The sequence below is a fragment of the Microbacterium sp. S308A+ genome, assembly GCF_049800815.1.
Taxonomy (GTDB): domain Bacteria; phylum Actinomycetota; class Actinomycetes; order Actinomycetales; family Microbacteriaceae; genus Microbacterium.
The window spans coordinates 23,641-50,604 of sequence record NZ_JBNAFT010000003.1 but is presented as its reverse complement, the minus strand read 5'-3'; the positions used below and the strand labels follow the sequence as shown (position 1 = coordinate 50,604).

Genomic DNA, 26,964 nt, shown 5'->3' with positions numbered 1-26,964 from the left:
GACGAAGAGTGGTCTTCCGGTGGTCGGCTCCTAGCCGTTCCCGTTCCCGCCGGTCGGCAACGGAGTCGGTCCGGCCTGCTGGATCGTCACCGACATCTGCGGGGAGACCCCGGTTGCGCGGTCGCCGCAGGTCGCGGTGTAGCTCGCCGTCACCTGCTGCCCGACGAGCTCGGCCACGATGATCGGCGTGCTGGTCTGGCCGGCGCCGAACGTCTTGGTCTGACTGCCGTCGCCGAAGGTGGCGCCGCCGATCGTCACGGTGTAGTCGGAGACGTTGCCCGTGCCGCTCGGGCAGACGTAGGCCTGCCAGCTCAGGGTGACCTCCTTGCCTGCCAGAGCGGACCCGCTCAGGGTGGGCGCCGAGGTCGGTGCGCCCACCGAGGTGCGCTCGCCGTAGGCGGAGAGGGCGAGGATCGCGCCCTTCTCGACCGTGCCGGTGGGCTGGACGTTGTAGACCTTGCCCACCTCGTCGTCGCTCGGCGCGGCATCGCCGGTCGTGCAGCTGACGTCGAGCCCCGCGGCCTTCGCCTTGATGCTCGCCTGCTCACAGGTGAGTCCCACGAGCCCGAGGTCGTTGACGTTCACCCGAGCGGGTGCGGTGGGCGTGGGCGTCGGTGTGTCGGACGGCGTCGGCTTGGTCGACGGGGTCGTCGACGTCTCCACGGGCTTCGGCTCGCCGCCCTGGTTCATGAGCGCGAGGACGGTGCCGCCGAGGACGATCGCCAGCAACGCGATGAGCGCGATGAGCGGCCACGTCCACGGACTCCGCTTCTTCTTTTTCTTCTCCTCCTCAGCCGGCGCACCCGCAGGGAGCTGTGCGGTGGTGGGGAGGATCCGCGTCGCCCCCTCGGTGGCCGTGGCACCCAGGAGCTGCGTCATCGCGTCGCCGGCGGCGGCCGCCCCGGCTACCGCCGCGATGGCCGGGACCGCGATGGCGGCGGAGTTCAGGTCTCCACGGCGCAGCGCCTGTGCGGCGCGGGCGACCGTGGCCGCCGAGGTGGGGCGGTCGGCCGGCTTCTTCGCGATCATCGCCATGACCAGGTTCTGCACCGGGACGGGCACGGTCGCGGGCAGCGGCGGAGGCTGCTCGTTGATCTGAGCCATGGCGATCGCGACCTGCGACTCGCCCGTGAAGGGACGCTTGCCCGCGAGGGACTCGTACGCCACGATGCCGAGGGAGTAGATGTCGGTGGCGGGGGAGGCCGCGTGCCCCGACGCCTGCTCGGGCGAGAGGTACTGCACGGTGCCCATGACCTGGCCGGTCGCCGTCAGCGGGACCTGGTCGGCGATGCGGGCGATACCGAAGTCGGTGATCTTCACCCGGCCGTCCGGCGTGATCAGCAGGTTGCCCGGCTTGATGTCGCGGTGCACGAGGCCTGCGGCGTGTGCGGCCTGCAGCGCCGACGCGGTCTGGGCGACGATGTCGAGGGTCTTGTCGGCGCTCAGCGAGCCGTCGCGTTCGAGGATGGTCGAGAGGGCCTCGCCGGGAACGAGCTCCATGACGAGGTAGGCGGAGCCGTTCTCCTCGCCGTAGTCGAAGACGCTCGCGATGCCCTCGTGGTTGACGAGCGCGGCGTGACGGGCCTCGGCGCGGAAGCGCTCCAGGAAGCCCGGGTCTCCCATGTACTCGTCCTTGAGGATCTTGATCGCGACCGTTCGTCCGATGACGTGATCGGTCGCCTCCCACACCTCGCCCATGCCGCCGATCGCGATCCGCGACTGCAGCTCGTAGCGACCACCGAACGACACTCCCTGCGTCGGCCTCATCTGTTCAGCACCGCCTCTATGACCTTCTTCGCAATCGGTGACGCGATCCCGTCACCGGATCCGGATTGACCCTGACCACCGCCGTCCTCGACGACGACGGCCACGGCGACCTCCGGGTTCGCCGCCGGCGCGAACCCGGTGAACCACAGCGTGTAGGGCCTGGTGTCACCGTTCTCGGCCGTGCCGGTCTTCCCGGCGACGTCGACTCCGTCTATTCTTGCACCCTGCGCTGCGCCGTTCTGGACGCCGGACACGAGCACCTGGCTGATCGCCGCGGCGTCCTGCGCGCTCATCGCGCGACCGAACTCGGTGTTCTCATAGGCCTTGAGTACCGACAGGTCGTCGCCGAGGATGTTGTCGACCATCCGTGGCTTCATCACGACGCCGCCGTTCGCGAGTCCGGCCGAGACCATCGCCATCTCCAGCGGGGTCGCTCGCACGTCGCCCTGGCCGAAGCCGGTGAGCGCGGCCTTGTCGGGGCTGAGCGTGCCCTTGGGGTAGGTCGACGGGGTCGATTCCAGCGGCAGGGAGAAGGACTGGCCGAAGCCGAACCTCTCCGCGGCCTGCCGGATCGTGTCGCTGCCGAGCTCGGCGGCGAGCTCGGCCATCGGGATGTTGCAGCTCAGTCGCAGCGCTTCGGCGAGCGTGACCGTGTCGCCGGGGCCGCAGGCGCCGCCCCAGGCGTTGTGCACGGCGGTGGTCGTCCCGGGGAGCGTGTAGGCGGCCGGGTTCGGGAAGGCCGACTGGAGCGTGTACTTGCCCGACTGCAGCGCGGCCGCGACCGTGACGATCTTGAAGGTCGATCCCGGAGGGTTGAGGTCGCCGCCGATCGCGCGGTTGAACAGAGGCTTGCCCGGCGCATCGAGGAGCGTGTCGTAGGCCTCCGTCGCGGCGTCCGCGTCGTGCACCGCGAGGGTGTTCGTGTCGTAGCCGGGCGTCGACACCATCGCGAGGATCCGCCCGGTCTTGGGCTCGATCGCGACGACCGCGCCCTGATATCCCTGCAGCGCGTCGTAGGCTGCCTTCTGCACGGCCGGGTTGAGGCTCAGCACCACATTCGCGCCCCGCTGAGGCTGCCCGGAGATGATCCGCTCGATCGTCGCGAAGAACTGCGTTCCTCCGGTGCCGGAGAGCTCGCTGTTCAGCGCGCGCTCGATCCCCGTGCTGCTGCCGAGAGCGGGATTGTAGTAGCCGGTGACGGGGCCCCAGAGGGCGGGGTCGGTGTAGATGCGCTGGAAGGAGAAGCTGTCCGAGGAAGGCACGGACGAGGCGATCTGCGTGCCGCCGACGAGGATGGAGCCGCGCTGGATCTCGTAGCTGTCCAGTCGCGTGCGCCTGTTGTTGTCGTTCTGGGCGAGCTTCTCCGCGTCGACGACCTGGATCCAGCTCACCGCCACGAACAGCGACAGGAACATCGCGAGCAGGAGAATGCTGATCCGGCGGAGTTCCTTGGTCATCCGATCACCACCCGTGGTTGACGGCGCACGCCGTCCGAGATGCGCAGCAGCAGGGCCACGATGAGCCAGTTGGCCACGAGCGAGGATCCGCCCGCGGCGAGGAACGGCGTCGTGAGGCCGGTGAGGGGGATCACGCGCGTGACCCCGCCGACCATGATGAACACCTGGAGCGCGATCGTGACCGAGAGCCCGGTCGCGAGAAGCTTGCCGAAGTCGTCCTGTCCTGCCAGTCCGATGCGCAGGCCGCGGCTCACGAACACCATGTAGAGGCAGAGGATCGCGAAGAGGCCGATGAGACCCAGCTCCTCGCCGAGGCTGGGGATGATGTAGTCGCTCTCGGCCAGCGGGGTCAGCTGCGGGCGCCCCTGGCCGAGGCCGGTGCCGATGAGCCCGCCGTGCGCGAGGCCGAAGATGCCCTGGACCAGCTGGTAGCTGCCGCCGGGGGTGTCGATGAGCTCCTGCGAGAAGGCGTCCAGCCAGCTGAGGAATCGTCCCTGCACGTAGCTGAGGACCTGGGTCGCGATCCCGATCCCGATCACGACCATCACCAGGCCGATGAGCACCCAGCTCGTCTTGCCGGTGGCGACGTACAGCATCACGATGAACATGCCGAAGATCAGCATCCCCGTACCGAGATCGCGCTGCGTGACGATGATGCCGAGGGAGACCACCCAGACCACCATCACGGGCCCGAGCTCGCGCATGCGCGGCCAGGTGATGCCCAGGAACCTCTTGCCGACGGAAGAGAGGCTCTCGCGGGTGCGCACGAGGTAGCCGGCGAAGAAGACCGCGAGGCAGATCTTGGCGAGCTCGCCGGGCTGGAAGGCGAAGACGCCGCCGATGGAGACCCAGACGTCGGCGTTCGACCCCGTCGCCTTGAGACCGGGGACGAACGGCAGCAGGAGCAGCAGGATCCCGGCCAGGCCGGAGAGGTAGGTGAACCGGTACAGCACACGGTAGTTGCGCAGCAGCACGATCAGCGCGATCGCCCCGGCCAGCGAGATGGCGGTCCAGGCGAGTTGCTTGGTGGAGAACGCGGCCCAGCCGCTGTCCTCTCGCGCGATGTCGATCCGGTAGATCATCGCGATCCCGAGCCCGGTGAGCAGCGTCGCGATCGGGAGGACGAACGGATCGGCGGCCGAGGCGACGAACCGCAGGACGATGTGCAGCGCGAGCGCGAGGACGGCAAGGCCCCCGCCGATGAAGAGGATCATCGGGTCGATCCGTCCCAGCGCGCCGAGCTGCACGAGCGTGATCGCGCTGCCCGAGACGAGCACGGCGAAGATCAGCAGCCAGAGCTCCCGGTTGCGCTGGGTCTGCGGACCCCTGATCTTGCGGAGGGCGCGGAGGACGCTGGTGTCGGCGGAGACGTCGGTGCTCATGGCCTGCCCTCCTTCGCGGACTCGCGCAGGCGGTCGACGATCTGCTGGGCGTCCTCGAGGGAGCGGGCGGTGATCGTGGCGTCCACGCGAGAGCGGTCGAAGCTGGGCAGCTCTTTCAAGAGGATCCCCGTGTCCTCGTGCACGCTGGAGAGCGAGATCGGGCCGATGTCCTGCTGGATGCCGCGGTAGATGACGACCGAGTTGGAGTCCGAGCCGACGTAGTACCGCGTCTGCGTCCACGCGTAGCCGCCGAGCAGGGCCGCGGCGAGCAGTGCGATGACCGCCACCAGGCCGGCGAACCAGCCCACACGGCGGCGGCGCGCACGGCGCCTGTCCTCTTCGATGAGCTCCTCGAGGTAGTCGGCGGCCGGTTCGAAGTGCGTGGGCTCGTTCGCCGCCTGGCGCACGGGGTGCAGCCAGCTGGGGCGGGCCGGGCGGGCGGCAGGGACGACGATGCCCTGCGGGTTGGACGCCGAGCCGACGATCGTCGGCGTCCCGGACATGAGCGGGTGCTGCCCGCCGACGTCGACGATCACGATCGTCACGTTGTCGGGGGCGCCGCCGTCGAGCGCGAGCTTGAGCAGGCCGTCGGCGGTGCGGCCCGGCGCCATGCCGAGGCGCAGGACCTTGGTCATGTGCAGCTCGTCCACCACGCCGGACAGCCCGTCCGAGCACAGCACCCAGCGATCCCCCGGCTGCGTCGGCATGACGAACATGTCGAGCTCGGGATCGGCGTCCATGTCGCTCAGCACGCGCATGAGGACGGAGCGTCGCGGATGATAGCGAGCCTCCTCCGGCGTGATGCGGCCGGAGTCGACCAGCTTCTGCACGAACGTGTGATCCGCGGTGATCTGGGTCAGCGTGCCCTCGCGATAGAGATAGATGCGCGAGTCGCCGATGTGGCCGATGACGGCGTAGTCGTCGACCATGATGATCGCGCTGAGGGTCGTGCCGAGCCCGGCGAGCTCCGGCCGCTCCTTGGCCGCTCGGATCAGGTCGCCGGCCGTGGTGGTGGCGGCGGCCTGGAGTGACGCCTCTGCGTCCATGGTGGAGGAGTACGCCTGGTCCAGTCGCTCCAGGCGGTGGACAGCGATGCTCGACGCGACGTCGCCCCCGGCGTGCCCGCCCATGCCGTCGGCGACGACGAACAGGTTCGACCCGGCATAGCCGGAGTCCTGGTTGTTGGAGCGGACCTTCCCGGTGTGGGAGATCGCGGCGCTCGAGCCCTCGAAGACCATGCCGCCGTTATGCCCGCAGCTCGAAAGTCGTGGCCCCGACCTTGATGGGAGTGCCGATGGGGATCTGGACCGGCGCGCCGACACGCTCGCCGCCGAGGAACGTGCCGTTGGTGGAGTCCATGTCCTGGATCATCCAGTTCTCGCCCCAGAGCAGCAGCCGTGCGTGGTGGCTGGAGGTGTAGTCGTCGCGGATGACGAGGCCCGACTCGCTGGATCGGCCGATCGTCATGGGCTCGTTGCCCAGTGGGAGCTCCAGCCCGGCCTTCGGACCGGACGTGATCACGAGCTTCGTGACGGTCGACGAGGTCGCGGGCCCGCCGGGTTTCGCGGGCTTGCCGGACGCCGGTGCGGCGGGTCTGGCCGGCGCGGCGGGAGTCGCGGGGACGGGGGCGGCCTCGGCGGGCATCTTCCGCACCCGCACGCCGAAGAGGTCGGCGCGGAGCGAGTACACCACCGCGAACACGAAGAACCACAGCAGCACCAGGAACCCGATGCGCAGCAGGAGAAGGGTCAGCTCGCTCACGGCATCGCTCCGAAGATGCGAGTGGCGGCCTCGTCGCCACGGGAGGGACGAGAGGCGGCGGGGACGACGCGGAACACGAGGTCGGTCCGGCCGATCGTGATCACCGTCTCGCCGGGAAGGGGCGCCTCGCGCACCTTGACGCCGTCGACCTTGGTGCCGTTGGTGGAGCCCAGGTCGCGGAGCATGGCGCGCTCGCCGTCCCAGAGGACCTCGACGTGCTTGCGGCTGGACCCGGCATCGTCGATCGTGATGTCGGCATCGCTGCCGCGGCCGATCACCGTGCGGGCGCGGGTGAGGACGTGCCGGCGACCGGCGACGTCGACGACGGCCTGCCAGTCGACCCTGCTGTCGGCCGATCCGGACTCGACGCGTACGGTGCCGGTGGCGACCTTCTCGTCCGCTTCGAGGGTGATGGAGAGAGGACCGGCGAAGCTGTAGCCCTGTGCGCGGGCGTGCTCGGTGAGGAGGGAGTGCAGCTCGTCGGTGAGCGCGCCGCCCAGTCCTTTCATGGTCGTGGCGTCCTCGGCGCTCAGGCGTACGAGGAACGTGCTGGGCGCGATGATCCGATCCCGGCTGACGACGGCCGCCTTCGTGTCGACCTCCCGGCGCAGGGCCGAGGCGATCTCCACAGGCTGGATGCCGCTGCGGAAGGTCTTGGCGAACGCGCTGTTGACGGCGCGTTCCAAACCCTTCTCAAAGCTGTCTAGTAGTCCCACTGGGCTCCCAAGGCTCACCGATCGGTACGGCCATCGTAGTCACCCGGCCTGAATGAACCCCTTGACCGGCCTCTTCGTGTGAAGAGGTGGGGGTGCTGCGCACCATGCGCTGGGCCTGGTCCCGGTGCCAGGCGGTGGCGCGGGGCGGAGTCGTCTCCCACTGATGTCCCCAGAACAGGCGATTCCGGGATCGGGGGATTCCCGGATGTTCCCTCCTGTTCTGGGGACATCGCCTGTCGTCTCGCGGGCGGCGTCCCGGCCGTGAGACGGACGGGACGCGGAGTCCGGACGTGATATTCTCGGGAGGTTGGCTCTTCGGGGCCGGCATGCGCGAGTGGCGGAATAGGTAGACGCGCTGGCTTCAGGTGCCAGTGCCCGCAAGGGCGTGGGGGTTCAAGTCCCCCCTCGCGCACGCGAACGAAAGGGCCCCTGACTCGGGATTAATTCTCTGGGTCGGGGGTCTTTTCGTCTCATGTGCTGAGATATGTGCTCAGCGTCACTGACCTGGCTGCGCTCGGAGGTCGTTGCCTCGTCTGACGAGTTGCGGGCTGACCCGTCGCAGGCGATCAGCTCGGAGGACATGCGCGCGCACCTGGCCGTGTGCATCGGGAGCGAGATGACTTGCGTTCGGGTTTGCGGACGATCGGGTTCCGTCCCCGCGTGGTCATCGCCTTCGCCGTCACCGGCGAGACCGTCGAGACAAAGAGCCACGACCCGGGGAACCGGGGATCTTCCTCCTCCGTGGGAAGAGGGCGTTCGACGTCGTCGGTCAGTCGGAGGCCGATCCGTCGCTCGGCGTCGGGGGAGCCTTCATCAGGGCGGCCACCGCGCGTGCAGCTGCCGACCCTGTGCCCTCCAGCGCGTCCGCGGCGGCGAGCCGATCCTCGGTCGGCTTGTTCTGGCCCATCTTGACCTTGCCGACCCAGCGCTCGACCGGCAGCTCGATCCCCACGATGTTCGAGATGCTGCGCTCCACGAAGGCCGGAGGGGCGTCGCCGACCTTCCAGGGCTGGGGCATGGTGGCCTCCATCGCCTGGGTGAGCCGGGCGACGACGCCGCGGACCCACTTGGGGTCGTCATGGACGACGAGTCGCCCGCGCGCGTGCACCACCGCGTAGTTCCACGTCGGGACGACCTCGTGCGTCCGCTGCTTGGTCGGGTACCAGCTCGGGCTGATGTAGGCGTCCGGTCCCTGGAAGACGGCGATCGTCTCGCCGTCGTGGAACCCCTCTCGCCACAGATCGTTGGCACGGGCTACGTGACCGACGAGCACGTGACCCTCCGATGCCGAGGCGGGCAGCAGCAACAGGGGAATGTGGTTCACGGCGATCCCCGCGGGACCGTGCGTCACGAGGGTCGCGAGCGGATGAGCGGCGACGAGTGCGTCGAGCTGCTCCTGGTCGTCGCTCGCGAAGTGCCCGGGCAGGTAGACCATCGACAGACCCGCCTTCCGGCGCTCGGAGCGGAGTGCGCGCGATCCGGACTCGCGGGGCCGGATCGCTGTCTACAGCCTAGCGAGGTGCGAACGGTGGATCTGTTCCCGCGGTCTCACACGGGAAGGGCCGGCAGGGGAGTCCCTGCCGGCCGTTCGTGCTCGTCCGCGGGGTCGGGGTTCCGTCGCGGACGGGCTGCCGGTGCTACTTCTCCAGACGCTTGATCGTCTCGACCGCCGAGGTCGCCGCGTCCTTCGGGCTCGCCTGGCCGGCGATCACCGCGCTCCACGCCTGGCCGACGGCGGTGCGCATCTCGGTCAGCTCCGTGCCGAACCCGGGCAGCAGGTAGGGCTGGCCGTTCTCCAGCGCCTTCTTGAACTGCGAGTAGATCGGGTCCTGGAGGCCGGGGGTGTCCGCCAGGTCCTTTCGCAGCGGCATGCTGCCGGCCTCGAGAGCGGCGAGCTCACCGTCCTTGCTGAGGAACATCGCGGCGATCGCGTCGAAGCTCGCCTTCTTGTCCTTGGTGAACGCGCCCATGTGGACGTTGTCGCCGAGCATGTAGACCTGCGCCTTGTGGGTGGCGTCCGGCACGGGGATCGCGCCGTAGGCGAACTTCGCCGCGCTCTTCGCGTTCCCGTACTGCCAGTTGCCGCCGAGGACGAAGGCCACTCCGCCCGCGGTGAACTTCTGGAACGCCACGTCGCCGGTCCAGGTCGCCGCGTCGCGCGGGATGTAGCCCTTCTCGGACCAGTCGGCGACCTTCGCGAACGACTGCTCCAGCGCGGCGGCGTCCGGCTTGGCGTAGTCGAATCCGTACGCGGTGATGAAGGAGAAGGCGGAGCCGTCCTGGTTGCCCTGCCCCGGGAGGGCGAAGCCGACGTACTTGTTGCCGATCTTCGCCAGGGCGTCGCCCAGGGCGTCCATGGTCGTGGGCGGAGCGATCCCGAACTCGTCGAGGATGTCCTTGTTGTACCAGAGGGCGAACGTGTTGGCGAAGCCCTGGACCCCGTACACCTTGCCGTCGACCCTGATCACCGCGGTGTCGGGGATCTGGTCCTTGTCGGGGAAGGCCTCGAACTCGGTGGTGAAGTCGGCGATCGCGCCGGCCTCGGCGAGCTGGAGCAGGTCCGATCCGCCCTGCACGAACACGTCAGGACCCTGCTTGCTCCCCGCCGAGGCGATGACCTTCTGGGTCAGCTGGTCGGAGGGGACGAACACCGCGTCCAGCTGCTTCTCCGTCTCGTCGGCGTAGATGCTCTTCAGATCGGCCGTGTACTTCTTCGTCGCGGGGATGCCCTGCGCGTAGTAGTGCCAGAAGGTGACGTCGGCGCCGCCCTGTGCCGGGGACGCCCCGCCGCCGCAGCCGGACAGCGCCAATGCCGCCGCCGTGGCCAGGGCGAGTGCGCCCGCGACTCTGCGGTGCCTCTCTGCGATTCGTTTCATGCTGTGCTCCGGGTATCTGTGTGTGAGGGGGAGGGCATGGGTCAGCGGACGCTGCCCATCGTGATCCCGCCGACCAGCATCCGCTGGCCGAACAGGAAGATCAGGACCGTCGGGATGGAGACGAAGACCGAGACGGCCATGAGGCCGGGCCAGTTGATGCCGTAGGTCGACACCTGCTGCGCCAGCAGCGCGCTCACCGGGTACTGCGCCGGATCGGTGAGGAAGGTGATCGCGAACAGGAACTCGCCCCAGGCACCGATGAACGCGAGCGTCCCGACGGTGGCGATGCCGTTGCGGCAGATGGGCAGCACGATGAGGAAGAAACGCTGCATCCGTCCTGCCCCGTCGATCGCCGCGGCCTCCTCGATCGCCACAGGGACGGCGGTGAAGAACGGCCGCAGGAGCAGCACGGCGAACGGCAGGGTCGCTGCGGCGCTCGCGATGGCCACGCCCAGGAACGTCCCCGTCAGGTTCGACTGGGCGAGGAGACGGTACAGCGGGATCAGGCTGGAGGTCGACGGCACCATCTGCAGCACCATGAGCAGGCCGAGCGCGATCGACACCACGAGCCCGTTCGCCCGCGCCAGCCCGTATGCGGTCGGGACCCCGATGACGAGGACGATGACCGTCGTGAGCACAGCGATGATGAGCGAGTTCGTCGCGGAGTTCACGAACCCGCCGTTCCACACGTCGATGTACGCCTGGACCGTCGGGACGAAGAACAGCGACGCGGAGTCGGCGAAGACGTCATCGAGATCCTTGAGCGACGTCGCGACGAGCCAGTACAGCGGCAGTGCGTAGACGAGCAGCAGGAGGACGCTGCCGACGACGGTCGCCGGGGTGGCGCGGTTCCCGCGGATGGCGATGCGGCTCACGATGCGCTCTCCTTCCGGTTCATCCGGATGTAGGCGAGACCGAAGACGAGCACGATCGCCAGGGCCAGGGTCGCCGTGAACGCGCCCTGACCGAACTGGAAGAACGTGAACGCCTGCTGGTAGGCCAGGAACGGCAGCGTGGTGGTGGCCTTGCCCGGTCCTCCGCTGGTCATCACGAAGATGAGGTCGAACGAGCGGAACGCGTTGATGATCACCAGGACGGCGAGGATCGCGAGAACGGGGCGCAGCAGCGGCAGGACGATGAAACGGGTGAGCTTCCAGCCGCTGGCGCCGTCGAGCGCCGCGGCCTCCAGCAGCTCGTCCGGGATGTCCAGGAGCGCGGCGCGCATGACCAGCGCGCAGAACGGCACCACCATCCAGGCGTTCACGACGGCGAGCACGACGAGCGCCAGGCCGTTCTGCGACAGCCAGGGAACGGGGCGGTCGACGATGTGGACGGCCAGCAGCAGGCTGTTGATCGGACCGCCGGACTCGAGGAGGAACTTCCACAGGTTGCCGACGACGACGCTCGGCAACGTCCATACGAACACCATGAAGCCGAGCGTGATCGAGGAGAGCAGGGTCCGAGGGCGGATCGCCAGGGCGGCGAGGAAACCGCCCGCCATGCCGATGACGAGGACGATCGCAACGAGCACGAGGGTCTGCACCACGACCGTGCCGAAGGTCGGGTCCGCGAGCACCATCCTGGCGTTCTCGAGTCCGTTCCACGGGCGCTCGCCGAGGATGTTCCCCGCGTTGACGTCCGAGAACGCCATGCGCGCGAGGTCGAGCAGGGGGTACAGCGAGAGCACCGCGAGATACACGGCCCCCGGGATGAGGAACAGCAGCGAACGACGGCCGAAGAGGCTCGCCTGACGGCGGCCCCCCGTCATCCCTCGGGAGCCCCGGACGGGAGCGACGGCAGTCACCACCGCGAGACCTCCGCCCTGGTGCGCCGTGCGCGCGACGCGACGGCGGCCTCGAGGATCGCGATGGTCCGTGCGTTGTCGTCGGCGGGGGAGGTGGGCCGGCCACCGCCGACGATCGCGTCGAGGAAGGAACGGAGGACTCCCGCGCGCTCGAAGAGCGGGAGGGCGGGCACGTCCACGTCTTCCGGCTCCGCGCCCCGCGGCTGGAACGAGACCCGGTGCGGGTCCGGCTCGCCGCCGTCCGCGCGCTCCTGGCCCCAGCGCAGCACGCCGTCGTCGCCGACGATCTCCCAGCAGCCGGTCCAGGGGGTGGCCGGCGCGGGGCCGGAGCTCGTGAGCGCGTAGTCCACGACGTCTCCGCCGGCGAACTCCACCACCACGCGCAGGCCCGCTCCGTCGCCGATGCCGATCGGGACCACCGTGATGGCTGACGCCTCGTCCGCGAGCAGATAGCGCATGAGGTCGAAGTGGTGCACGGCGAGCTCGACGAGCGGATCGCTCGCCCGCACGCCTCCGTGCTCGCGGTGCCAGGTGAGCGTGATGTGCCGACGGGAGCCGACGACGCCGTCGGCGAGCAGCCGCCGCATCGCCACGGCTCCGGGGAAGAGCCGGTAGTTCTGGTCCACCGCGAGGACGAGGCCTTTCTGCGCGGCCTCCGCCGCGAGCTCGCGCGCGACGTCGGACCGCTCCGAGAACGGCTTCTCGATGAGCGTGTGCAGGCCCTGGGCCAGGCACTCGCGCACGACGGCCTCATGGGCGGGGATGGCCACGGGGGCGATCGCGGCGACGGCGCCGGTGGCGGCCACCGCCTCGCCGATCGATCCGAACACGGTCTCGGGGGGAACCCCGGCGCTTGCGATGAAGTCGGCGCGCGCCCTCGCGTCGGGGTCCACCCAGCCGACCATCTCGGCGTCGGCGAGCTGCGGAAGGATCGTCGTCGCCCAGTCGCGGCCCCAGGGACCGAGACCGATCTGGATGAGAGCGGTCACGCCGTCACCTCGCCTTTCCACCAGTTCCGTGGCCATTCGCCGGAGCGCTCGGGCAGCGCGACCGGCGCTCCGGGGACGTCCTGACGCCCCGCCCACGCGGTCGCGTTGCGCAACAGCAGACGGATCTCCGCCTGGCGATAGATGGGGGACTCCTCGTGTCCCGGCGCGACGAAGACGACCCGTCCCGCCCCGCGTCGCCACGTGACGACGCTCCGGAGAACCTCGCCGCCGGCGTAGGAGGTGAGGTACACGACGTCCTCGGGAGTCGGGATGTCGAGCGGCTCGCCGTACATCTCGCCCTCGGGCACGGAGATCGGGTGCGGCAGGCCGTGGCAGATCGGGTGCGCGGGTGCGATCGTCCACATCAGCTCCGCGTCGCCGTGGCGCCATCCGGTGCCGCGGCACGAGGTCCCGAGCACACGGCGGGCGACCTTCGAGCCGATCGCGGAGTGGAGGATCACCAGACCCATCCCCTCGTCCACCCGGCGCGCGACGCGTTCGACGATCTCGTCGTCGACGTCGTCGTCCTTCAGGTGCGACCACCACAGCAGCACGTCGGTGTCGTCGAGCAGGCTCTGCGTCAGCCCGTGCTCCGGCTCCTGCTGCAGGGCGGTGCGCACGGAGACGTCCTCGCCGCCCTCGCGCAGCGCCTCGGCCAGGACCACGTGGATCCCGTCGGGGTAGTGCGCCGAGACGCTCGGGTAGACGAGCTCCTCGTAGTACTCGTTCCAGATGGTCACGTTCATGGGTTGCCTCGTTGCTCCTGTCGTCGCTGACACCGGCGATGCTATACAGATGAGGAGTATTATGCAATAGTTTTCAAAATATCAAGTCAAATCCCCCTCGAGAAACGAGCACGATGTCCGCAACGACAGCGACGTGGAGCGAGAGCTCCGCCTCCGTCCTTCATCTCACCGCCGGCGGGGTGAGCCTGGTGATCGATGCGAGCGGCCAGGGCCTGCCCGCCGTCGTGTACTGGGGCAGGGCTCTCGAGCACGGGTTCGACGACGCGCTGGCGCTGATGCCCGCGCCCCGGATCGACAATCTCATCGACGAGCCCGTCCGCTTCTCCCTCCTCCCCGAGCCGCACACGGGCTGGTTCGGCGCCCCAGGGCTGCGCGGCGCCCGCGCGGATCGCACCGGATGGAGCACGCGCTTCACCCACCGCTCGATCCTGCGCGGGGAAGAGGCCGTCCGGGTCACGGCGGAGGACGCCGTCGCCCGGCTCTCGCTGCGCCTCGAACTCGCGATGACGCCCAGCGGTGTCATCCGGCTGGACGCCGAGGTGCGCAACGACGGGATCGACGACTACCGCCTGGCCGAGCTCGCGCCGGGGCTCGCCCTTCCGCCCGAGGCGACGGAGCTGCATGACCTCACGGGACGCTGGTCGATGGAGCGGATCCCCCAGCGGCACGCTTTCACCGTGGGCCGGCACGGCCGGGAGGTGAGGCGAGGGCGCACCGGTGCGGAGAGCCCCCTGGTGCTCCTCGCGGGGGAGCAGGGGCACGGCTTCGCGTCCGGGCAGGTGTGGGGAGTCCACCTGGGGTGGAGCGGAAACAGCGCGTACACCGCCGAGCGCACGCCTGAGGGACACCGACGGCTCGCCGCGGCCGAGCTGCTGACCGACGGAGAGGTCGTGCTGCCTCCGGGCGGCACCTACGCCTCGCCCCCGCAGTACTTCTCCTGGGGCGACGGCATCGACGACCTCTCCGCGCGTTATCACCGCCACGTCCGGTCCCGTCCGTCCCACGTCGCCACGCCGCGGCCGATCACGCTCAACGTGTGGGAGGCGGTGTACTTCGACCAGTCGCTCGACAAGCTCGTCGCGCTCGCCGACGCCGCCGCCGGGATCGGCGTCGAGCGCTTCGTGCTCGACGACGGCTGGTTCGGCGGCCGCCGCGACTCCACCCGCGGCCTGGGGGACTGGTTCGTGAGCCCCGATGTGTGGCCGGACGGGCTCGCCCCGCTCGTCGCCCACGTGCGCGCGCTCGGCATGCAGTTCGGCATCTGGGTCGAGCCGGAGATGATCAATCCCGACTCCGACGTCTCCCGCAGGCATCCGGAGTGGATCCTGCGGGCACGGGAGGACCTGCCGCCGGCCTCTCGACATCAGCAGGCCCTCGACCTCACCGATCCGGACTGCTTCGACTACGTCCTCGGCTGCCTGACCGCTCTCGTCGCCGACAACGCGGTCTCGTACCTCAAGTGGGACCACAACCGCGACCTCATCGAGGCGGGCGACGCCTTCGGCCGCCCCGCTGTGCACGCGCAGACCCTCGCGGCGTACCGGCTGATGGCCGAGCTGAAGGCGGCGTTCCCCGGTCTCGAGATCGAGTCCTGCTCCTCGGGCGGAGCCCGGGTCGACCTCGGCGTCCTGGAGCATGCCGACCGCGTCTGGGCATCCGACACGATCGATCCGCTGGAGCGTCAGCGGATTCAGCGGTGGACGTCTCTCCTGCTCCCTCCGGAGCTGATCGGCAGCCACATCGGCGACGAGCGCGCCCACACGACGGGGCGGGTGCACTCGCTGGACTTCCGCGCCATCACCACCGTGTTCTCCCACGCCGGCCTGGAGCTCGATCTCACGCGCGTCGGCGAGGCCGACCGGGGGCGGCTCGCCGAGTGGATCGGGATCCTGAAGGAGCTCAGGCCCCTGATCGCCGAAGGGACGCTGGTGCGGCGGGAGCACTCCGACGGCGCGCTCTGGGTCACCGGCTCGATCGCCGAGGACGCGGTCTTCAGCGTCGTCTGCATGCACCGTGCCCTCGAGGCGCCGGGCGGTCGTGTCCCGCTCCCCGGTCTCGACTCGTCCGCCGACTATCGCGTGGAGGTGAAGGGCCCGCGGCCGGAGATCCGCGGGGACGCCCCTGCCTGGTGGCAGGAGGGACACGAGGGTGTCGTCGCCTCCGGTGAGGCGCTCGGGGCGATCGGCCTGCCGTTCCCCCAGATCCAGCCGGAGCAGGCCGTGCTGCTGACCGCGACCCGGCTGCCGCGATGAGCGGCCGTCGCTCGATCGTCGTCCTGCTCGGGGTGATGCAGACGCTCGGCACGATGACGATCGACCTGTATCTTCCCGCGTTCCCGCGGATCGCGGCCGAGCTCCACGCCACCGATCTCGACCTCCAGGCCACGTTCAGCGCGGCGATGATCGGGATGCTCGCCGGGGCGCTCCTGGGCGGCGCGCTCAGCGACAGGGTCGGGCGCCGTCCCGTGCTCCTTGCCGCGACCGCTCTGCACGCGACCGGGTCTATCGTCTGCGCCCTGTCGTGGACGATCCCCGTGCTCGTCGGCGGCCGGTTCCTGCAAGGGGTGACGGCCGCGGCGATCTCCGCGGCGATCCTCGCCTGCGTGCGCGACCTGTACTCGGGGGCCCGGATGCTGCGCACTCTCGCGATCATGGCCGTCATCAGCGGGCTCGCGATCGCGGCGGGCCCCTCGATCGGCGCCGCGCTGCTGCAGGTGCTCGACTGGCACCTGATGTTCGTCGCCTTGGCGGCGTACGCGGTCGTCCTGCTCGTGGTGGGGATGTTCGTCCTGCCCGAGAGCCACGCGCGGCGTCTGCGCGGGACATCGACCCTGTCCCAGGCGCTGCGCCGGCTCGCCGGGGATCGCGTCTTCCTCGGGCTCGCGTTCACCGGCGGGTTCGTCTGGGCCGCGCAATACGCCTATCTCGCCTCGTCGTCGCTGATCTTCCAGCAGCACTTCGGGCTCTCCGAGTCGGGCTACGGGATCGTCTTCGCCGCGCACGCCCTGTGCATGCTGCTCGGCACCCAGATCGGCGCCGCCGCGGCCCGGCGCACCCACCCCCTCACGGTGCTCCTGGTGTGCTGCGGCGGCGTTGCCGTCCTCACTGCCGCTCTCGCTCTCGCGGCGGCGAACGGCGCGGGACTGATCGCGACGACCGCTCTCCTGTGCGCCTTCACGGGCATGCTCGGCGCCATCAACCCGAGCCTGCAGAGCCTCGCGCTCGCCGGTCACGGCTCGATCGCCGGCTCAGCGGCGTCCCTGCTCAGCTCGCTCTCGCTGCTCTTCGGGGCGGTTGCCTCGGTGACCCCCTCGGTGTTCGGCGGGGGCGACCCGACGGCCGTCAGCGGCGTGATGGCGGTGTGCGGCGCGCTCGGATTCGCGTGCCTGCTGGGAGTCGCCGCGCCGGCGCGACGCGGAATGCCGCCAGAATGGTCAACGGAATGAGGTGCCGATGACACAGTCGACCGACGGGTACACGGCGCGGACCTGGACTCCGCTCCGCAGCAGCAACCTGCAGGTGACCCTCCGCGCCTTCCTCGACGGCGAGGTCTTCACCGTCAGCGAGGTCGCGCATCGCACCGGTCTGTCCCGTCCTACCGCGCAGCTCGCTGTGCAGGAGCTGGCTGCGGCCGGATGGCTGACCACCGCCGAGACCACGGGCGAAGGGAACGCTCGCGCGGGCCGCCCGGCCAACGCGTACCGGCTGCGCCCCGAGGCGGGCCACGTCCTGGGCATCGACATGGGCGCGCACAAGGCGCTGGTCCTCGTCTCCGACCTCGCGGGGACCATCGTCGCCGAACGCCGCTGCGAGATCCAGCCGACCTGGACCTTCCAGCGCCGCCTCACGCAGCTCGACGAGACGGTCGAGGAGGCGCTGCGAGACGTCGGCCTGACGGCGGACGACATCGAGTGCGCCGCGATCGCGACCCCCGGCGTCGTCGACCACGACAGCCGGGTCACCTACGCCCCCGCGATCCCCGAATGGGAGGGGATCGACCTGCGCACCCATATGCGGGAGGTCTTCGGGATCGACGCGCACGTCTACAACGACATGCAGCTCGCGGCCGTCGCCGAGCACTGGCGGGGCGCAGGGCAGGAGGCGAACGACGTCGTCTACGTGCACGTCGGGCGGCGCGTCGGCACCGGTCTGCTCATCGGCGGCAGGCCGCATCGCGGCAGGGACGGTGCCGCCGGCGAGATCGGCCTGTGGCGTGGCCTGCCCTGGGAGGGCGCGTTCGAGGAGCTCGTCGGCGACGGCTCGCCGGTGGACGCCGAGGACGCCGGCCAGGGCGACGCCGTGCAGCGGGTGTTCGAGCGCGCGAAGCTCGGCGATGCCGACGCGGCCGCGCGCATCGACCAGTTCACCCGTCGGCTCGTGACCGGCATCGCCCCGGTGATCGTCACCGTCAACCCCGAGCTCGTCGTCATCGGCGGCGGGATCAGCGCCGCCGGCGAGGCGATCCGCCAGCCGATCGACCGGAGGATGCCGGGGGAGACGGCCTTCCCCCCCCGGGTCGTCTGCTCCGTGCTCGGCGACAGGTCCTCGGCGATCGGGGCGATGAGGATGGCCCTGAACCACGCCGAGCAGACCCTCTTCGACTCGATCGACAGCCGCACCTCGTCGCGCTAGGCGTGCGGCCTGTCGTCCCGTCGCTACGGCGGGCTCTTGCCAGCACCTCGTTCAGGCGGCGCGGACGGGCTGGCGGAGGATGGTTCGCAGCTTCTCGGGCGCCACGCGGCGGAAGTCGCCGAAGTAGATCTCGTGGTGCGTGCCGGCCATGACGAGGCCCTCTGCGGGGATGAACTCGTTGTGCATCCGGTCGAGCGTGGGGCCCTCGTCGTCGTAGGAGCCGAGGTGGAGCGTCTGGACGCAGCGGCCCTCCGCGAGCGGGGCGAGGCGGACGTCGCCCAGGCGCGCAGGGGCGTTCTTGGCTCCCGCGCGGGCGACGGCGGCCTCGAAGAACGCCTCGTCGATCCAGTCGGGGACCATGATCATCATCGTCCAGTCCCAGCGTCCCTTGTCGCGGGCGGAGGTGAAGGCGTCCATGTCGTCCGCCCACCACAGCCCCTCCAGCGGAGGGACCACGTAGTCGCGGCCGAGCTCGTCCTTGCTGGCGAACTTCAGCTTGTAGGCGACCGGGTAGAGCGCGGCGACGGCGTCGGCGTGGGCGGGCGAGGTGTTCGGGTCGCCGTGCCCGTCGACCATCAGGTACTGCATCTCGGGCACGTCCACGGTGTCGAACCGGCCGCGCCGGGCGCGGTAGCTGTCGAGGGTCTTGGTGAAGTCGATCTTGTCAGTCATCGGATCCCTGGACTCGGCGGGCGAGCCACGACCTTTCCGCCTCCAGGAGGCTGAGCGAGTAGGAGAAGACCTCGCGCGCCGCACGCGGGAGGGGGGACTGGGCCTGCTCGGCCTGAAGGATCGCGGCGATGCGCGCCTCGATCTGGACGAGCCGGGCGCCGAGCCCCTCGACGTACGCGCGTTCGGAGAGCAGCGGCAGGTTGGCGACGCCGACGAGGAAAGGATGGGCGACGGGGTGCGCCTCGGCGAGGGAGGTGGCGGTCTCGCGCGCGGCGGCCTCGCGCCCCGCAGGGGTCGGATGGAAGACGCGGCGGGACTTCGCGCCTCCTGTCGACGGCGATCCCTCGACCAGCCCCCGTCTCTCCAGCTTCGCGAGCAGGTAGTAGATGGAGGAGAAGCCGATGTCGGTCCACTGGCGGATGCCGCGTCGCTCGATCACCTGCTCCAGGTCGTAGCCGTGCGCCGGGCGCTCGATGAGCAGGCCCAGGAGGGTGAGCTCGGCGGGCGTGAGGTCCATGCGAATACTCTAGTACTAGAATAGGGAGAAACGGGAACGACGGCCGCCGTCATCGCGGAGGTCAGGACCTTGCGTCGAGCGCCTTCCGGATCGAGGCCTCGAGGTCGCCCCAGGTCTTGAGGTCCGCTCGCTGTCCGTCGATGAAGAACGTCGGCGTGCTGTCCACCCCGAGCGCTCGGCCCTCCTCGCGGTCCCGCAGGACGCGCGCCTGGGTCTCCGGGCTCGCGACGGCCTGGTCGTAGGCGGCCATGTCCAGGCCCAGATCCTGCGCGTACCCGCGGAACGTGTCGGCGCGCGACGCGGTCGCCTCGCCCCAGTGCCTCTGCGTCTCGAACAGCCGCCGGTACATGTCCTCGAAGCGGCCCTGTCGTGCCGCCGCCTCGGCCGCCAATGCTGCGTTGACGGAGTTCACGTGCCCCGGGAGCGGGAAGTACCGGACGACGTACGTGATCTTGCCCTTGTAGGCGTCGCGCAGCGACTCCACGATCGGGAAGAACGCTCCGCACGCCTCGCACTCGAAGTCGAGGAACTCCACGACGGTGACGGCGCCCTCGCCACCGTCGTCGAGGACGTGCGAGTCGTCGCGCATGAGCTGTGGCGGCGCGGAGGGCGCGGCGGCTCCGCCCCCCTCCGCGCTGCGGCTCGCCATGACGTAGAGGACCCCCGCGAGGACGAGCACGACGACGAGGGAGGCGGTGACGATCGTCACCTTGAGAGAGGTCTTCATTCGGTCTCCTGCTTCTGGACGGGTACGACGACGGTCGCCCTCGCGGAGGCGGAGGGCGGGGCCGCCGGTGGATGCGCGTGTCGATCAGGTCCGCAGGACGGAGAGCCGGAGGAGCGTGAGGGCTGGTGTGGTGCGGCGCGCGTGCACGAGGGGCGCGGGGCGGAGAGGCGGGGCGAGGGACAGCGGCGCCAGGGTCGGTCGCCGTACGGCGCGCACGAGCACGACGAGCACGAGCAGGCAGCAGGCCGCGCCGAGGAGGCAGCAGCCGAGGGTGGCGTACGCCGGTGCGGGCACGCCGGAGGTGATCGCCGTGGTCGTGGCGTCGGGAATGAGTGCGGCGGTCGCGGAGGGGGACGTCGTCGCGCCCGCCCCGGTGTCGCCCGCCGTGTCGCCGGCCAGGCCGGCGCCGACGGATGTGACGGCGGAGGCGTCCGAGCCTGCCGGGACCGGGCCGGCGGCCGAGACGGGGGCGGCGGCCGACGCGGCGGCGCTCTCGTGCAGGGCGGCCGAGACGCCGAGCGCGACGAGCAGCGTGAAGGCCACGGCGACGACGATCCTCGCGATCGCCGGCGACCGCGACGATCCCGGGAAGTCCGGGTTCGTCGCCAGGCCGATCATGCCGCCGATGCTACCAACGCCGCCTCGGTGCGGGCCGGGGTGGCGCCGTCAGCGGCTCCCGGCCGGCTCAGGCCCCGTGCGGCCGGCCGTCGGCCGGAGTCACGCCGAGCTCGCCGAGCAGGGCGACGACTCGCGTCCGGATCTCGTCGCGGATCGCGCGGACCGTCTCGATGCCTTGGCCGGCGGGATCGTCCAGCGCCCAGTCCTCGTAGCGACGCCCGGGGAAGTAAGGGCAGGCGTCGCCGCAGCCCATCGTCACGACGACGTCCGAGGCCTGCACCGCGTCCGGGGTGAGCACGGCCGGCTGCGCCGCGGCGATGTCGATCCCGACCTCGCGCATCGCCTCCACGGCGACGGGGTTTATCTCGTCGGCGGGGAGCGTTCCGGCGGAGCGGACGTCCACGGCGCCGCCGCCGAGCGCCCGGAGGAAGCCGGAGGCCATCTGCGAGCGGCCGGCGTTGTGCACGCAGACGAAGAGGACGGACGGCGTCGTGGTCATGGCGTCCTCACACCGAGACGACGGTGCCGGACTCGTCGCCGTCGATCACCCGCAGGTAGGCGCGCACGACGTCGGCAGCGGGCACGGGGGTGAACCCGGGGAAGCTCGGGTGGTAGGCGGTCGCCTCGCTGAGCACGTTCGGGCTGACCGCGTTGATCCGGATCCCCCGCGGGAGGTAGGGCGACGCCGCGAGGACGTAGGCGTTGACGGCGCCGTTCGCGACCGAGGCCGCGGCGCCGGTGGGGATCGGCCGGTCGGCGAGGATCCCGCTGGTGAGGGTGAACGAGCCGCCGTCGGTGACGTACGGGGTGCCCGCGGCCACGATCCCGAGCTGTCCGAGCACCTTGTCGTCGAACCCGGCGCGGTAGTCGTCCGCGGTGAGCTCGGCGAAGGGCTTGAACGGCACCGAGCCGACCGCCGCGACGACCGCGTCGACGATGCCGATCCGCGAGAACAGGGCGTCGACGGAGGGCGGTGCCAGGACGTCGACGTGCTCTCCGGACGAGCGGGAGGCGCGGACGACCTCGTCCCCCGCCGCTTCCAGCGCGTCCGCCACCGCGCTGCCGATCAGTCCGCTCGCGCCGATCACGAGGATCCTCCGGGCCATGCTCATCTCCTGTCCTCCGGGGCGAGCGTGGTCGCGCTCCGGCCGCGCGGCCATCGCCCGGCATCCAGCCTCTCACCTGGCGGAGGGGTCGGGGGCGAGACCAGCGTCACCAGCACGACCGAGATGATCATGAGCAGGAACCAGCTCGAGACCTTCGACAGCGAGACCAGCTGCCATCCGTCCACCTGATCCGGGTAGAGCCACGCGCCCGACCAGGTGGCGATGTTCTCGGCGATCCAGATCACCACGGCGACGCCGACGAACGGGAGCAGCAGCGGGATCCGCAGGGTGCGGCGCCAGACGCGGGCGTGCATCACAGTGGGGAGCCAGAGGAGCACGACGAGCGCTGTGAGCACCCACCGCAGGTCCCAGAGCCAGTGGTGCGTGAAGAAGTTCGCATAGATGAGCGCCGCGAGGACGACCGTGGTCCACCGGGGCGGATAGCGGGTGAAGCCGAGGTCGAACAGGCGGTACACGCGCACCATGTACGAGCCGACCGCCGCGTACATGAACCCGCTGAACAGCGGCACCCCGCCGATCCGGAGGACGCCCTCGGCCTCGTAGGCCCAGGAGCCCACCTCGGTCTTGAACAGCTCCATGATCGTGCCGGTCACGTGGAACAGCATGATCACCCAGAGCTCGCGACCTGCCTCCAGGCGGGTGAGGAGCATCGCCACCTGGATCAGCACGGCGATGATCGTGAGCAGGTCGTTGCGCGAGAGCGCGAGGCCCTCCGGGTAGAAGGCGCGGGCGAGCACGATCGCCAGGAGCAGGGCGGCGCCGAAGACGCAGGCCCAGGCCTGTTTGGCGACGAAGACGGCGCACTCGACGAGGAATCCGGATGGGCCCGTCGAGGGGGCGCGGACGAGGATCCGCCGCGCCGCCGCATCGATGCGCGCTTCGAGCCGGGTGGGCTGTTGCATCCCCCGACGCTATCCGTGGCCTCGGCGCCGATCCTGGGAGGTTTCCGGCGATCGACCGAGGGCTCCTCCGATGCGATGTCCGAAAGCCGCCGGCGTGCGACGCGTCGGTGCTTCAGGATGAGGGGAGAGGGAGAGGAGAGGCGATGAGTCACACCGCACGCTCCGCGGCGGCCGGGGCCGAGGCTGGGGCGATCGTCCGGGAGCGTCCGCGCGGCATCCTGCCGCAGTTCGTGTTGCTGGCTCTCGTCTGGGGCTCCAGCTTCCTCTTCGTCGCCGTCGGCCTCACCGGTCTCTCCCCTGCGCAGATCGTGCTCGGCCGCCTGGTGACGGGTGCGCTCACTCTGGCGGTGATCTGCGTCGTCGGTCGTCACCGGCTGCCCCGTGGTCTCGCGATCTGGGGTCACCTGCTCGTCGTCGCCTTGCTCCTATGCGTGTTTCCGTTCCTGCTCTTCGCCTGGGCGCAGCAGGGGATCTCGTCCGGCCTGGCGAGCATCTACAACGCGACCACGCCGCTCATGACCGCTCTCGTCTCGCTCGTGGCGCTGCGCGCCGAACGGCCGGGCAGGTCCGGGATCGCCGGTCTCGTCATCGGGTTCGGCGGCGTGCTGATCGTCCTCGGCCCGTGGAACGGCCTCGGCGGGGGCGACGTCTGGGCGCAGGCAGCATGCCTGGCGGCGACCGCCTGCTACGGCACGGCGTTCGTGTACCTCCGTCGTTTCGTCGCGCCGCGCGGCCTCGGCGCGATCCCGGTGGCGACCGCGCAGGTGGGCCTGGGAGCCGCGGTGATGCTCGTGCTCGCGCCGTTCGTCGCGGCGACCCCGATCGTGCTGTCGGTGCCGGTGGTGCTCGCGGTCGGGGCGCTCGGCTCCCTCGGCACCGGGCTCGCATACGTCTGGAACACGAATGTCGTCGCGGCCTGGGGAGCGACCGACGCCGCGGCCGTCACCTATCTGACGCCCGTGGTCGGGGTGATCCTCGGGGTCGTCGTGCTCGCCGAGGCCGTCTCCTGGAACGAGCCGGTCGGCGCCGTGGTGGTGATCCTCGGGATCGTCGTCGCGCAGGGCCGTCTGTCGCGGCGTCGTACGCTGAGCGGATGACCGATCCGCTCGCCGACGTCGCCTGGCCGCTGCGCACCGAACGTCTGATCCTGCGTCGCTTCACGCCCGCCGACGCCGACATCACCTGGCGTTACCGGCGGCTGCCCGAGGTGTCGGAGTGGATCAGCGCGGCACCGCGGACCCCGGAGGCCTTCCGCGCCTATGCGACGGAGCCGTGGCGGATGGCGATCACCCTCGTGATCGAGGTCGCGGAGGCCGCAGGGCAGACGGGCGGAGGAGGGACGGAGAGCGCCGCGCCGCCGGTGATCGGGGATCTCATGCTGAGGGTCGAGGATGGCTGGGCGCAGGCGGAGGTCGCACCGCAGGCGCGAGGTGTACAGGCCGAGATCGGCTGGGTGCTCGATCCCGCGCACGGCGGCCGGGGCTACGCGACCGAGGCGGTGCGCGCCCTGGTCGACCTCTGCCTCGGCCCGCTGGGACTGCGCCGGGTGCACGCCGGGTGCTTCGCCGACAACGAGCCGTCGTGGCGGCTCATGGAGCGGATCGGGATGCGCCGGGAAGAGCACAGCCGAGCCACGGCGCTGCATCGGTCGGGCCGATGGCTGGACGGGATGAACTACGCGATCCTCGCGGAGGACTGGCCGGCGCGCCGCGTCTGACGCCGTTCCCTGCCGGCCAACCGCGCCCTCCGAAAATCTTGTCCACCATTTGGGGGACAAAACGGCTCGGACAGGGTATGCTGAATCGTGACGCACCCCTCCGGTCGTCTTGGCCCTCATCGCTCCCCCCGCGGTGAGGGCCGCATCTTTTCCCAGGTCAGCGCCCCTTTGCCCCCGGATCGCGGGCAAAACCGGATGCAACGTTTGGGTTACGCCTGTTTCGGGGGAGTTGCGTCGTCGGCGTACTCCAGTAGCGTTAGGCACACCGGTGTGTTTTACGCCGGCGTAGCCCCCGGCAAGAAGGCAGTAGATGAGCACTCAGGGCACAGTCAAGTGGTTCAACGCGGAGAAGGGATTCGGCTTCATCTCCCCCGATGACGGTGGGGCTGATGTGTTCGCGCACTACTCCGCCATTACGACGTCCGGTTACCGCTCGCTCGACGAGAACCAGCGCGTCGAGTTCGATGTGGCGCAGGGCCCCAAGGGCCTGCAGGCCGAGAACATCCGTCCGCTCTAAGCGGTCGCGCGGATGATCCGCGCACTTTCCGATCTCCCCGGGACGCCTCGTCGCGTCCCGGGGAGATCGTTGTCTGGCGGCACCTCTGTCCGTATGGTCAGGGGAGCAGCAAGGGGAGCACGTCGAGCGGCTGAGCGACCCGGGCGACGGCGCCCTCGGCCTCTTCCGGTCCGCCGAAGCCCCATTCCGCGAAGATCACCGGGATGCCGAACGGCCGTGCGCCTTCGACGTCATGCCGTCGATCGCCGATGAGGACGGGACGGCTCACGTCGATGCCCGCCTCCGCGAGCCGGGCCAGGACGCGGCGGATCACCGTCTCCTTGTCGTCGTGCCGCCCGGCCGTGTCCGGTCGCGCGCCCGCGACGACGGTGAGGTAGCGGCGGAGGTCGTAGTGTTCGACGATGTCGAGCACCTGGTTCTCCGGCTTGGAGCTGGCGGTCGCCTGCGGCACGCCCGCCTCCTGGAGCCGGCGCATCACCTCGGGCACGCCGGCGTAGATCGTGACGGAGGCCGCGTAGCCGTCGCGCGCGGCGAGCTCACGATAGCGGAGCACCGCCTCCTCGGCCTGCTCCGGCGTCATGTCGCCCCGGTCGCGGAACGACTCGAACATCGGCGGGCCGATCCAGAGCGACAGCTCCGACGCGGGCGGAGCGGGCTTGCCGTAGATGGCGAAGACCTCGGCGAGCCGGGGCAGGATTCCCGCGGAGGCGTCCGCGACGGTGCCGTCGACGTCCCAGAGCACGCAGGAATAAGGGGAATCGGCCATTTCCCCAGCTTATGGCTCGCGGCCTTCGCCGGACGCCGCGGCGCCGTTCACGGGGGCGGCTGTTGTCGTGCAGGCCACTCCACGTCGTTCGGCAGGACAGCGGGGGTGATGGCCGAGGCCGTCACGACCAGGTGATGGTGACCGTTCCCTGGCCCGGAGCGGAGGCGGTCGTGATCGTCCCGATCGCGGAGCCGGCGGCGATGAAGCTGGCTCCCGCGCCCCCTCCTCCGCCGATCGCGCCCCACGTGCCCGTCTCGATGGCAGAGACGGCGCCACCGCCGCCACCGCGGTAACCGCCGCCGCCTCCTCCGCCGGAGATGTTGGCGAGGATGTCGCCGGGGAGCCCACTGGTCATGCCGCCCTGTCCGCCGTTCCCGCCGCCACGGCTCCCGGTGCCGAGGGCCCCGCCGGGGGTGCCGGGGAAGGTGTCGCTTCCGGTCCCGACGGTCCCTGCGGTGCCGCCGGAGTCGCCGGCGCCGCCATGGTTCGCCTGCAGGGTCCCTGTTTCGCCGGAGGTCCTGGCGAGGGTGCCGGGGATGCCGTTCTGAGCGACCTGACCCGCGGCTCCGCCTACTCCGTACTGCGTCACGGTCCAGGAGCCGCTGGCGCCGCCGTAGTAGTTGTATCCGCCCGCACCGCCGCCTCCTCCGGCGACGACCACGGGAGCGCCGTCGACGAGGATCGCAGATCCTGCACCGCCGCCGCCTCCCCGGAAGAGGGAGTCCGCCCCGCCGTCCCCGAAGCCTTCGGCCACCGTGCGGGTCGTGGCGTCCACTCCGCCGACGGGGCCCTGCGCGCCGGCGATGAGGGTGATCGTCGCGCCGGCCGCGCCGATGAGCTCTCCCGTGATCGCCGCCCCGAGACCGCCGACGGCCAGCATGCCGGCGGCGTCGGTGGAGTTGCCGCCGGCTCCGCCGGTGAGGGTGTAGGTGACCCTCGTGGCGGTCGGGGGGATCGTGACCGTCATGACCCCCGCTGCGGTTCCCGTCGCGCTGACGGTCTCGGTGCCCTGGGCTGACGCCGCCGCTGCGGGGAGAGCGACGGCGGTGGCGATGAGGGGGATGCTCCAGACGCTCCCCTTGACGATCGTTCGCCGATCGACGATCCAGCTCCCTGCGCTCTCCACCTCGGTCACGTCGTACTCCGTTCCAGGACAAAAGACGGTCTGCCGTCCAGCAACGTCCCACGAACGGTCACCAAAACGAACCGGACCCCTTTTTCATCCCGGATACGATCGCGTTTCCTCCCCTCGCGACCGGACAGGGAGGCCGA

General features: G+C 70.5%; 27 protein-coding genes and 1 tRNA gene. 7 read left to right on the top strand and 21 right to left on the bottom strand.

Annotated features, from left to right (window positions below; translation table 11 throughout):
• Window positions 1–30 precede the first annotated feature (30 nt).
• Genes ACP15J_RS09755 through ACP15J_RS09730 form a run of 6 tightly spaced genes read right to left on the bottom strand, consistent with a single transcriptional unit; the run spans window position 31 to window position 7,083 of the window.
• The gene (locus ACP15J_RS09755; protein ID WP_424936802.1) at window positions 31–1,767 is read right to left on the bottom strand and encodes a serine/threonine-protein kinase; all 1,737 of its coding nucleotides are present in this window, start codon (window positions 1,765–1,767) and stop codon (window positions 31–33) included.
• Window positions 1,764–3,224 carry a peptidoglycan D,D-transpeptidase FtsI family protein gene (locus ACP15J_RS09750; protein WP_424936801.1) on the bottom strand — a complete coding sequence of 487 codons (1,461 nt, stop codon included), beginning with the start codon at window positions 3,222–3,224 and terminating at the stop codon, window positions 1,764–1,766. Before ACP15J_RS09750 ends, ACP15J_RS09755 begins: the two co-directional genes overlap by 4 nt.
• Window positions 3,221–4,606, bottom strand: coding sequence for an FtsW/RodA/SpoVE family cell cycle protein (locus tag ACP15J_RS09745; RefSeq protein WP_424936800.1), 1,386 nt, complete (start codon window positions 4,604–4,606; stop codon window positions 3,221–3,223). Before ACP15J_RS09745 ends, ACP15J_RS09750 begins: the two co-directional genes overlap by 4 nt.
• On the bottom strand, window positions 4,603–5,844 hold the full coding sequence (locus tag ACP15J_RS09740) for a PP2C family protein-serine/threonine phosphatase (protein ID WP_424936799.1): 1,242 nt from the start codon (window positions 5,842–5,844) through the stop codon (window positions 4,603–4,605). The genes ACP15J_RS09745 and ACP15J_RS09740 overlap by 4 nt, the downstream gene beginning before the upstream one ends.
• Window positions 5,845–5,851: 7 nt before the next feature.
• Window positions 5,852–6,367 carry an FHA domain-containing protein FhaB/FipA gene (locus ACP15J_RS09735; protein ID WP_424936798.1) on the bottom strand — a complete coding sequence of 172 codons (516 nt, stop codon included), beginning with the start codon at window positions 6,365–6,367 and terminating at the stop codon, window positions 5,852–5,854.
• Entirely contained in the window at window positions 6,364–7,083 is a 720-nt protein-coding gene (locus ACP15J_RS09730) for an FhaA domain-containing protein (RefSeq protein WP_424937083.1), read from the bottom strand. The genes ACP15J_RS09735 and ACP15J_RS09730 overlap by 4 nt, the downstream gene beginning before the upstream one ends.
• A 328-nt stretch (window positions 7,084–7,411) precedes the next feature.
• Between ACP15J_RS09730 and ACP15J_RS09725 the strand changes: the two genes are divergently transcribed.
• Window positions 7,412–7,495 (top strand) — tRNA-Leu (locus ACP15J_RS09725).
• Window positions 7,496–7,852: 357 nt separating this feature from the next.
• On the opposite strand, the gene ACP15J_RS09720 is transcribed toward ACP15J_RS09725, so the two are convergent.
• The 6 genes from ACP15J_RS09720 to ACP15J_RS09695 all read right to left on the bottom strand — a co-directional run bounded on the left by ACP15J_RS09720 (window position 7,853) and on the right by ACP15J_RS09695 (window position 13,498).
• The gene (locus ACP15J_RS09720) at window positions 7,853–8,518 is read right to left on the bottom strand and encodes an FMN-binding negative transcriptional regulator (protein WP_424936797.1); all 666 of its coding nucleotides are present in this window, start codon (window positions 8,516–8,518) and stop codon (window positions 7,853–7,855) included.
• Window positions 8,519–8,720: 202 nt separating this feature from the next.
• The gene (locus ACP15J_RS09715; protein WP_424936796.1) at window positions 8,721–9,959 is read right to left on the bottom strand and encodes a sugar ABC transporter substrate-binding protein; all 1,239 of its coding nucleotides are present in this window, start codon (window positions 9,957–9,959) and stop codon (window positions 8,721–8,723) included.
• Window positions 9,960–10,000: 41 nt separating this feature from the next.
• Complete coding sequence (locus ACP15J_RS09710) at window positions 10,001–10,834, bottom strand: carbohydrate ABC transporter permease (RefSeq protein ID WP_424936795.1); 834 nt, start codon at window positions 10,832–10,834, stop codon at window positions 10,001–10,003.
• Entirely contained in the window at window positions 10,831–11,727 is an 897-nt protein-coding gene (locus tag ACP15J_RS09705) for a carbohydrate ABC transporter permease (protein ID WP_424936794.1), read from the bottom strand. Before ACP15J_RS09705 ends, ACP15J_RS09710 begins: the two co-directional genes overlap by 4 nt.
• A 32-nt stretch (window positions 11,728–11,759) precedes the next feature.
• The gene (locus ACP15J_RS09700; protein WP_424936793.1) at window positions 11,760–12,752 is read right to left on the bottom strand and encodes a Gfo/Idh/MocA family protein; all 993 of its coding nucleotides are present in this window, start codon (window positions 12,750–12,752) and stop codon (window positions 11,760–11,762) included.
• The gene (locus tag ACP15J_RS09695) at window positions 12,749–13,498 is read right to left on the bottom strand and encodes a ThuA domain-containing protein (RefSeq protein WP_424936792.1); all 750 of its coding nucleotides are present in this window, start codon (window positions 13,496–13,498) and stop codon (window positions 12,749–12,751) included. The genes ACP15J_RS09700 and ACP15J_RS09695 overlap by 4 nt, the downstream gene beginning before the upstream one ends.
• Before the next feature lie 113 nt (window positions 13,499–13,611).
• Between ACP15J_RS09695 and ACP15J_RS09690 the strand changes: the two genes are divergently transcribed.
• The 3 genes from ACP15J_RS09690 to ACP15J_RS09680 are packed head-to-tail and all read left to right on the top strand — an operon-like array spanning window position 13,612 to window position 18,129.
• The gene (locus ACP15J_RS09690; RefSeq protein ID WP_424936791.1) at window positions 13,612–15,750 is read left to right on the top strand and encodes an alpha-galactosidase; all 2,139 of its coding nucleotides are present in this window, start codon (window positions 13,612–13,614) and stop codon (window positions 15,748–15,750) included.
• Window positions 15,747–16,943: a Bcr/CflA family efflux MFS transporter gene (locus ACP15J_RS09685; RefSeq protein ID WP_424936790.1), complete on the top strand. Its 1,197-nt coding sequence runs from the start codon at window positions 15,747–15,749 to the stop codon at window positions 16,941–16,943. The genes ACP15J_RS09690 and ACP15J_RS09685 overlap by 4 nt, the downstream gene beginning before the upstream one ends.
• Window positions 16,944–16,950: 7 nt before the next feature.
• Window positions 16,951–18,129 (top strand): ROK family transcriptional regulator, encoded by a 1,179-nt coding sequence (locus tag ACP15J_RS09680; protein WP_424936789.1) that lies wholly within the window; start codon window positions 16,951–16,953, stop codon window positions 18,127–18,129.
• 51 nt (window positions 18,130–18,180) lie between these two features.
• Here ACP15J_RS09680 and ACP15J_RS09675 read toward each other — a convergent pair whose 3' ends face one another.
• The 7 genes from ACP15J_RS09675 to ACP15J_RS09645 form a co-directional block, all read right to left on the bottom strand.
• Window positions 18,181–18,801, bottom strand: a complete 621-nt coding sequence (locus ACP15J_RS09675; RefSeq protein WP_424936788.1) for a GyrI-like domain-containing protein — start codon at window positions 18,799–18,801, stop codon at window positions 18,181–18,183.
• Window positions 18,794–19,318 carry a PadR family transcriptional regulator gene (locus ACP15J_RS09670; protein ID WP_424936787.1) on the bottom strand — a complete coding sequence of 175 codons (525 nt, stop codon included), beginning with the start codon at window positions 19,316–19,318 and terminating at the stop codon, window positions 18,794–18,796. The genes ACP15J_RS09675 and ACP15J_RS09670 overlap by 8 nt, the downstream gene beginning before the upstream one ends.
• Before the next feature lie 61 nt (window positions 19,319–19,379).
• Complete coding sequence (locus ACP15J_RS09665) at window positions 19,380–20,045, bottom strand: DsbA family protein (protein ID WP_424936786.1); 666 nt, start codon at window positions 20,043–20,045, stop codon at window positions 19,380–19,382.
• 84 nt (window positions 20,046–20,129) lie between these two features.
• On the bottom strand, window positions 20,130–20,663 hold the full coding sequence (locus ACP15J_RS09660) for a hypothetical protein (RefSeq protein ID WP_424936785.1): 534 nt from the start codon (window positions 20,661–20,663) through the stop codon (window positions 20,130–20,132).
• Window positions 20,664–20,730: 67 nt separating this feature from the next.
• Entirely contained in the window at window positions 20,731–21,162 is a 432-nt protein-coding gene (locus tag ACP15J_RS09655) for an arsenate reductase ArsC (protein WP_424936784.1), read from the bottom strand.
• 7 nt (window positions 21,163–21,169) lie between these two features.
• The gene (locus ACP15J_RS09650) at window positions 21,170–21,769 is read right to left on the bottom strand and encodes a short chain dehydrogenase (RefSeq protein WP_424936783.1); all 600 of its coding nucleotides are present in this window, start codon (window positions 21,767–21,769) and stop codon (window positions 21,170–21,172) included.
• A gap of 2 nt (window positions 21,770–21,771) precedes the next feature.
• Entirely contained in the window at window positions 21,772–22,692 is a 921-nt protein-coding gene (locus ACP15J_RS09645) for a DUF817 domain-containing protein (protein WP_424936782.1), read from the bottom strand.
• 143 nt (window positions 22,693–22,835) lie between these two features.
• On the opposite strand from ACP15J_RS09645, the gene ACP15J_RS09640 reads away from it, so the two are divergent.
• The 3 genes from ACP15J_RS09640 (at window position 22,836) to ACP15J_RS09630 (ending at window position 24,926) form a co-directional block, all read left to right on the top strand.
• Complete coding sequence (locus ACP15J_RS09640) at window positions 22,836–23,789, top strand: DMT family transporter (protein ID WP_424936781.1); 954 nt, start codon at window positions 22,836–22,838, stop codon at window positions 23,787–23,789.
• A complete protein-coding gene (locus ACP15J_RS09635; RefSeq protein WP_424936780.1) occupies window positions 23,786–24,409 on the top strand; it encodes a GNAT family N-acetyltransferase in 624 nt (207 codons plus the stop codon). Before ACP15J_RS09640 ends, ACP15J_RS09635 begins: the two co-directional genes overlap by 4 nt.
• 310 nt (window positions 24,410–24,719) lie before the next feature.
• On the top strand, window positions 24,720–24,926 hold the full coding sequence (locus ACP15J_RS09630; RefSeq protein WP_197219821.1) for a cold-shock protein: 207 nt from the start codon (window positions 24,720–24,722) through the stop codon (window positions 24,924–24,926).
• 97 nt (window positions 24,927–25,023) lie between these two features.
• Here the strand turns inward: ACP15J_RS09630 and ACP15J_RS09625 are convergent, their stop codons facing one another.
• Both ACP15J_RS09625 and ACP15J_RS09620 read right to left on the bottom strand, forming a co-directional pair.
• A complete protein-coding gene (locus ACP15J_RS09625; RefSeq protein WP_424936779.1) occupies window positions 25,024–25,692 on the bottom strand; it encodes an HAD hydrolase-like protein in 669 nt (222 codons plus the stop codon).
• Between the two features lie 121 nt (window positions 25,693–25,813).
• Window positions 25,814–26,827 (bottom strand): hypothetical protein, encoded by a 1,014-nt coding sequence (locus ACP15J_RS09620; RefSeq protein ID WP_424936778.1) that lies wholly within the window; start codon window positions 26,825–26,827, stop codon window positions 25,814–25,816.
• Window positions 26,828–26,964: the final 137 nt, after the last annotated feature.

Coding starts and splice junctions, on each gene's coding strand:
- ACP15J_RS09755 (WP_424936802.1), bottom strand. CDS start 1,767: ATGAGGCCGACGCAGGGAGTGTCGTTCGGTGGTCGCTACGAGCTGCAG.
- ACP15J_RS09750 (WP_424936801.1), bottom strand. CDS start 3,224: ATGACCAAGGAACTCCGCCGGATCAGCATTCTCCTGCTCGCGATGTTC.
- ACP15J_RS09745 (WP_424936800.1), bottom strand. CDS start 4,606: ATGAGCACCGACGTCTCCGCCGACACCAGCGTCCTCCGCGCCCTCCGC.
- ACP15J_RS09740 (WP_424936799.1), bottom strand. CDS start 5,844: ATGGTCTTCGAGGGCTCGAGCGCCGCGATCTCCCACACCGGGAAGGTC.
- ACP15J_RS09720 (WP_424936797.1), bottom strand. CDS start 8,518: ATGGTCTACCTGCCCGGGCACTTCGCGAGCGACGACCAGGAGCAGCTC.
- ACP15J_RS09715 (WP_424936796.1), bottom strand. CDS start 9,959: ATGAAACGAATCGCAGAGAGGCACCGCAGAGTCGCGGGCGCACTCGCC.
- ACP15J_RS09705 (WP_424936794.1), bottom strand. CDS start 11,727: ATGACGGGGGGCCGCCGTCAGGCGAGCCTCTTCGGCCGTCGTTCGCTG.
- ACP15J_RS09695 (WP_424936792.1), bottom strand. CDS start 13,498: ATGAACGTGACCATCTGGAACGAGTACTACGAGGAGCTCGTCTACCCG.
- ACP15J_RS09690 (WP_424936791.1), top strand. CDS start 13,612: ATGTCCGCAACGACAGCGACGTGGAGCGAGAGCTCCGCCTCCGTCCTT.
- ACP15J_RS09685 (WP_424936790.1), top strand. CDS start 15,747: ATGAGCGGCCGTCGCTCGATCGTCGTCCTGCTCGGGGTGATGCAGACG.
- ACP15J_RS09680 (WP_424936789.1), top strand. CDS start 16,951: ATGACACAGTCGACCGACGGGTACACGGCGCGGACCTGGACTCCGCTC.
- ACP15J_RS09675 (WP_424936788.1), bottom strand. CDS start 18,801: ATGACTGACAAGATCGACTTCACCAAGACCCTCGACAGCTACCGCGCC.
- ACP15J_RS09670 (WP_424936787.1), bottom strand. CDS start 19,318: ATGGACCTCACGCCCGCCGAGCTCACCCTCCTGGGCCTGCTCATCGAG.
- ACP15J_RS09665 (WP_424936786.1), bottom strand. CDS start 20,045: ATGAAGACCTCTCTCAAGGTGACGATCGTCACCGCCTCCCTCGTCGTC.
- ACP15J_RS09660 (WP_424936785.1), bottom strand. CDS start 20,663: ATGATCGGCCTGGCGACGAACCCGGACTTCCCGGGATCGTCGCGGTCG.
- ACP15J_RS09655 (WP_424936784.1), bottom strand. CDS start 21,162: ATGACCACGACGCCGTCCGTCCTCTTCGTCTGCGTGCACAACGCCGGC.
- ACP15J_RS09650 (WP_424936783.1), bottom strand. CDS start 21,769: ATGGCCCGGAGGATCCTCGTGATCGGCGCGAGCGGACTGATCGGCAGC.
- ACP15J_RS09645 (WP_424936782.1), bottom strand. CDS start 22,692: ATGCAACAGCCCACCCGGCTCGAAGCGCGCATCGATGCGGCGGCGCGG.
- ACP15J_RS09640 (WP_424936781.1), top strand. CDS start 22,836: ATGAGTCACACCGCACGCTCCGCGGCGGCCGGGGCCGAGGCTGGGGCG.
- ACP15J_RS09635 (WP_424936780.1), top strand. CDS start 23,786: ATGACCGATCCGCTCGCCGACGTCGCCTGGCCGCTGCGCACCGAACGT.
- ACP15J_RS09630 (WP_197219821.1), top strand. CDS start 24,720: ATGAGCACTCAGGGCACAGTCAAGTGGTTCAACGCGGAGAAGGGATTC.
- ACP15J_RS09625 (WP_424936779.1), bottom strand. CDS start 25,692: ATGGCCGATTCCCCTTATTCCTGCGTGCTCTGGGACGTCGACGGCACC.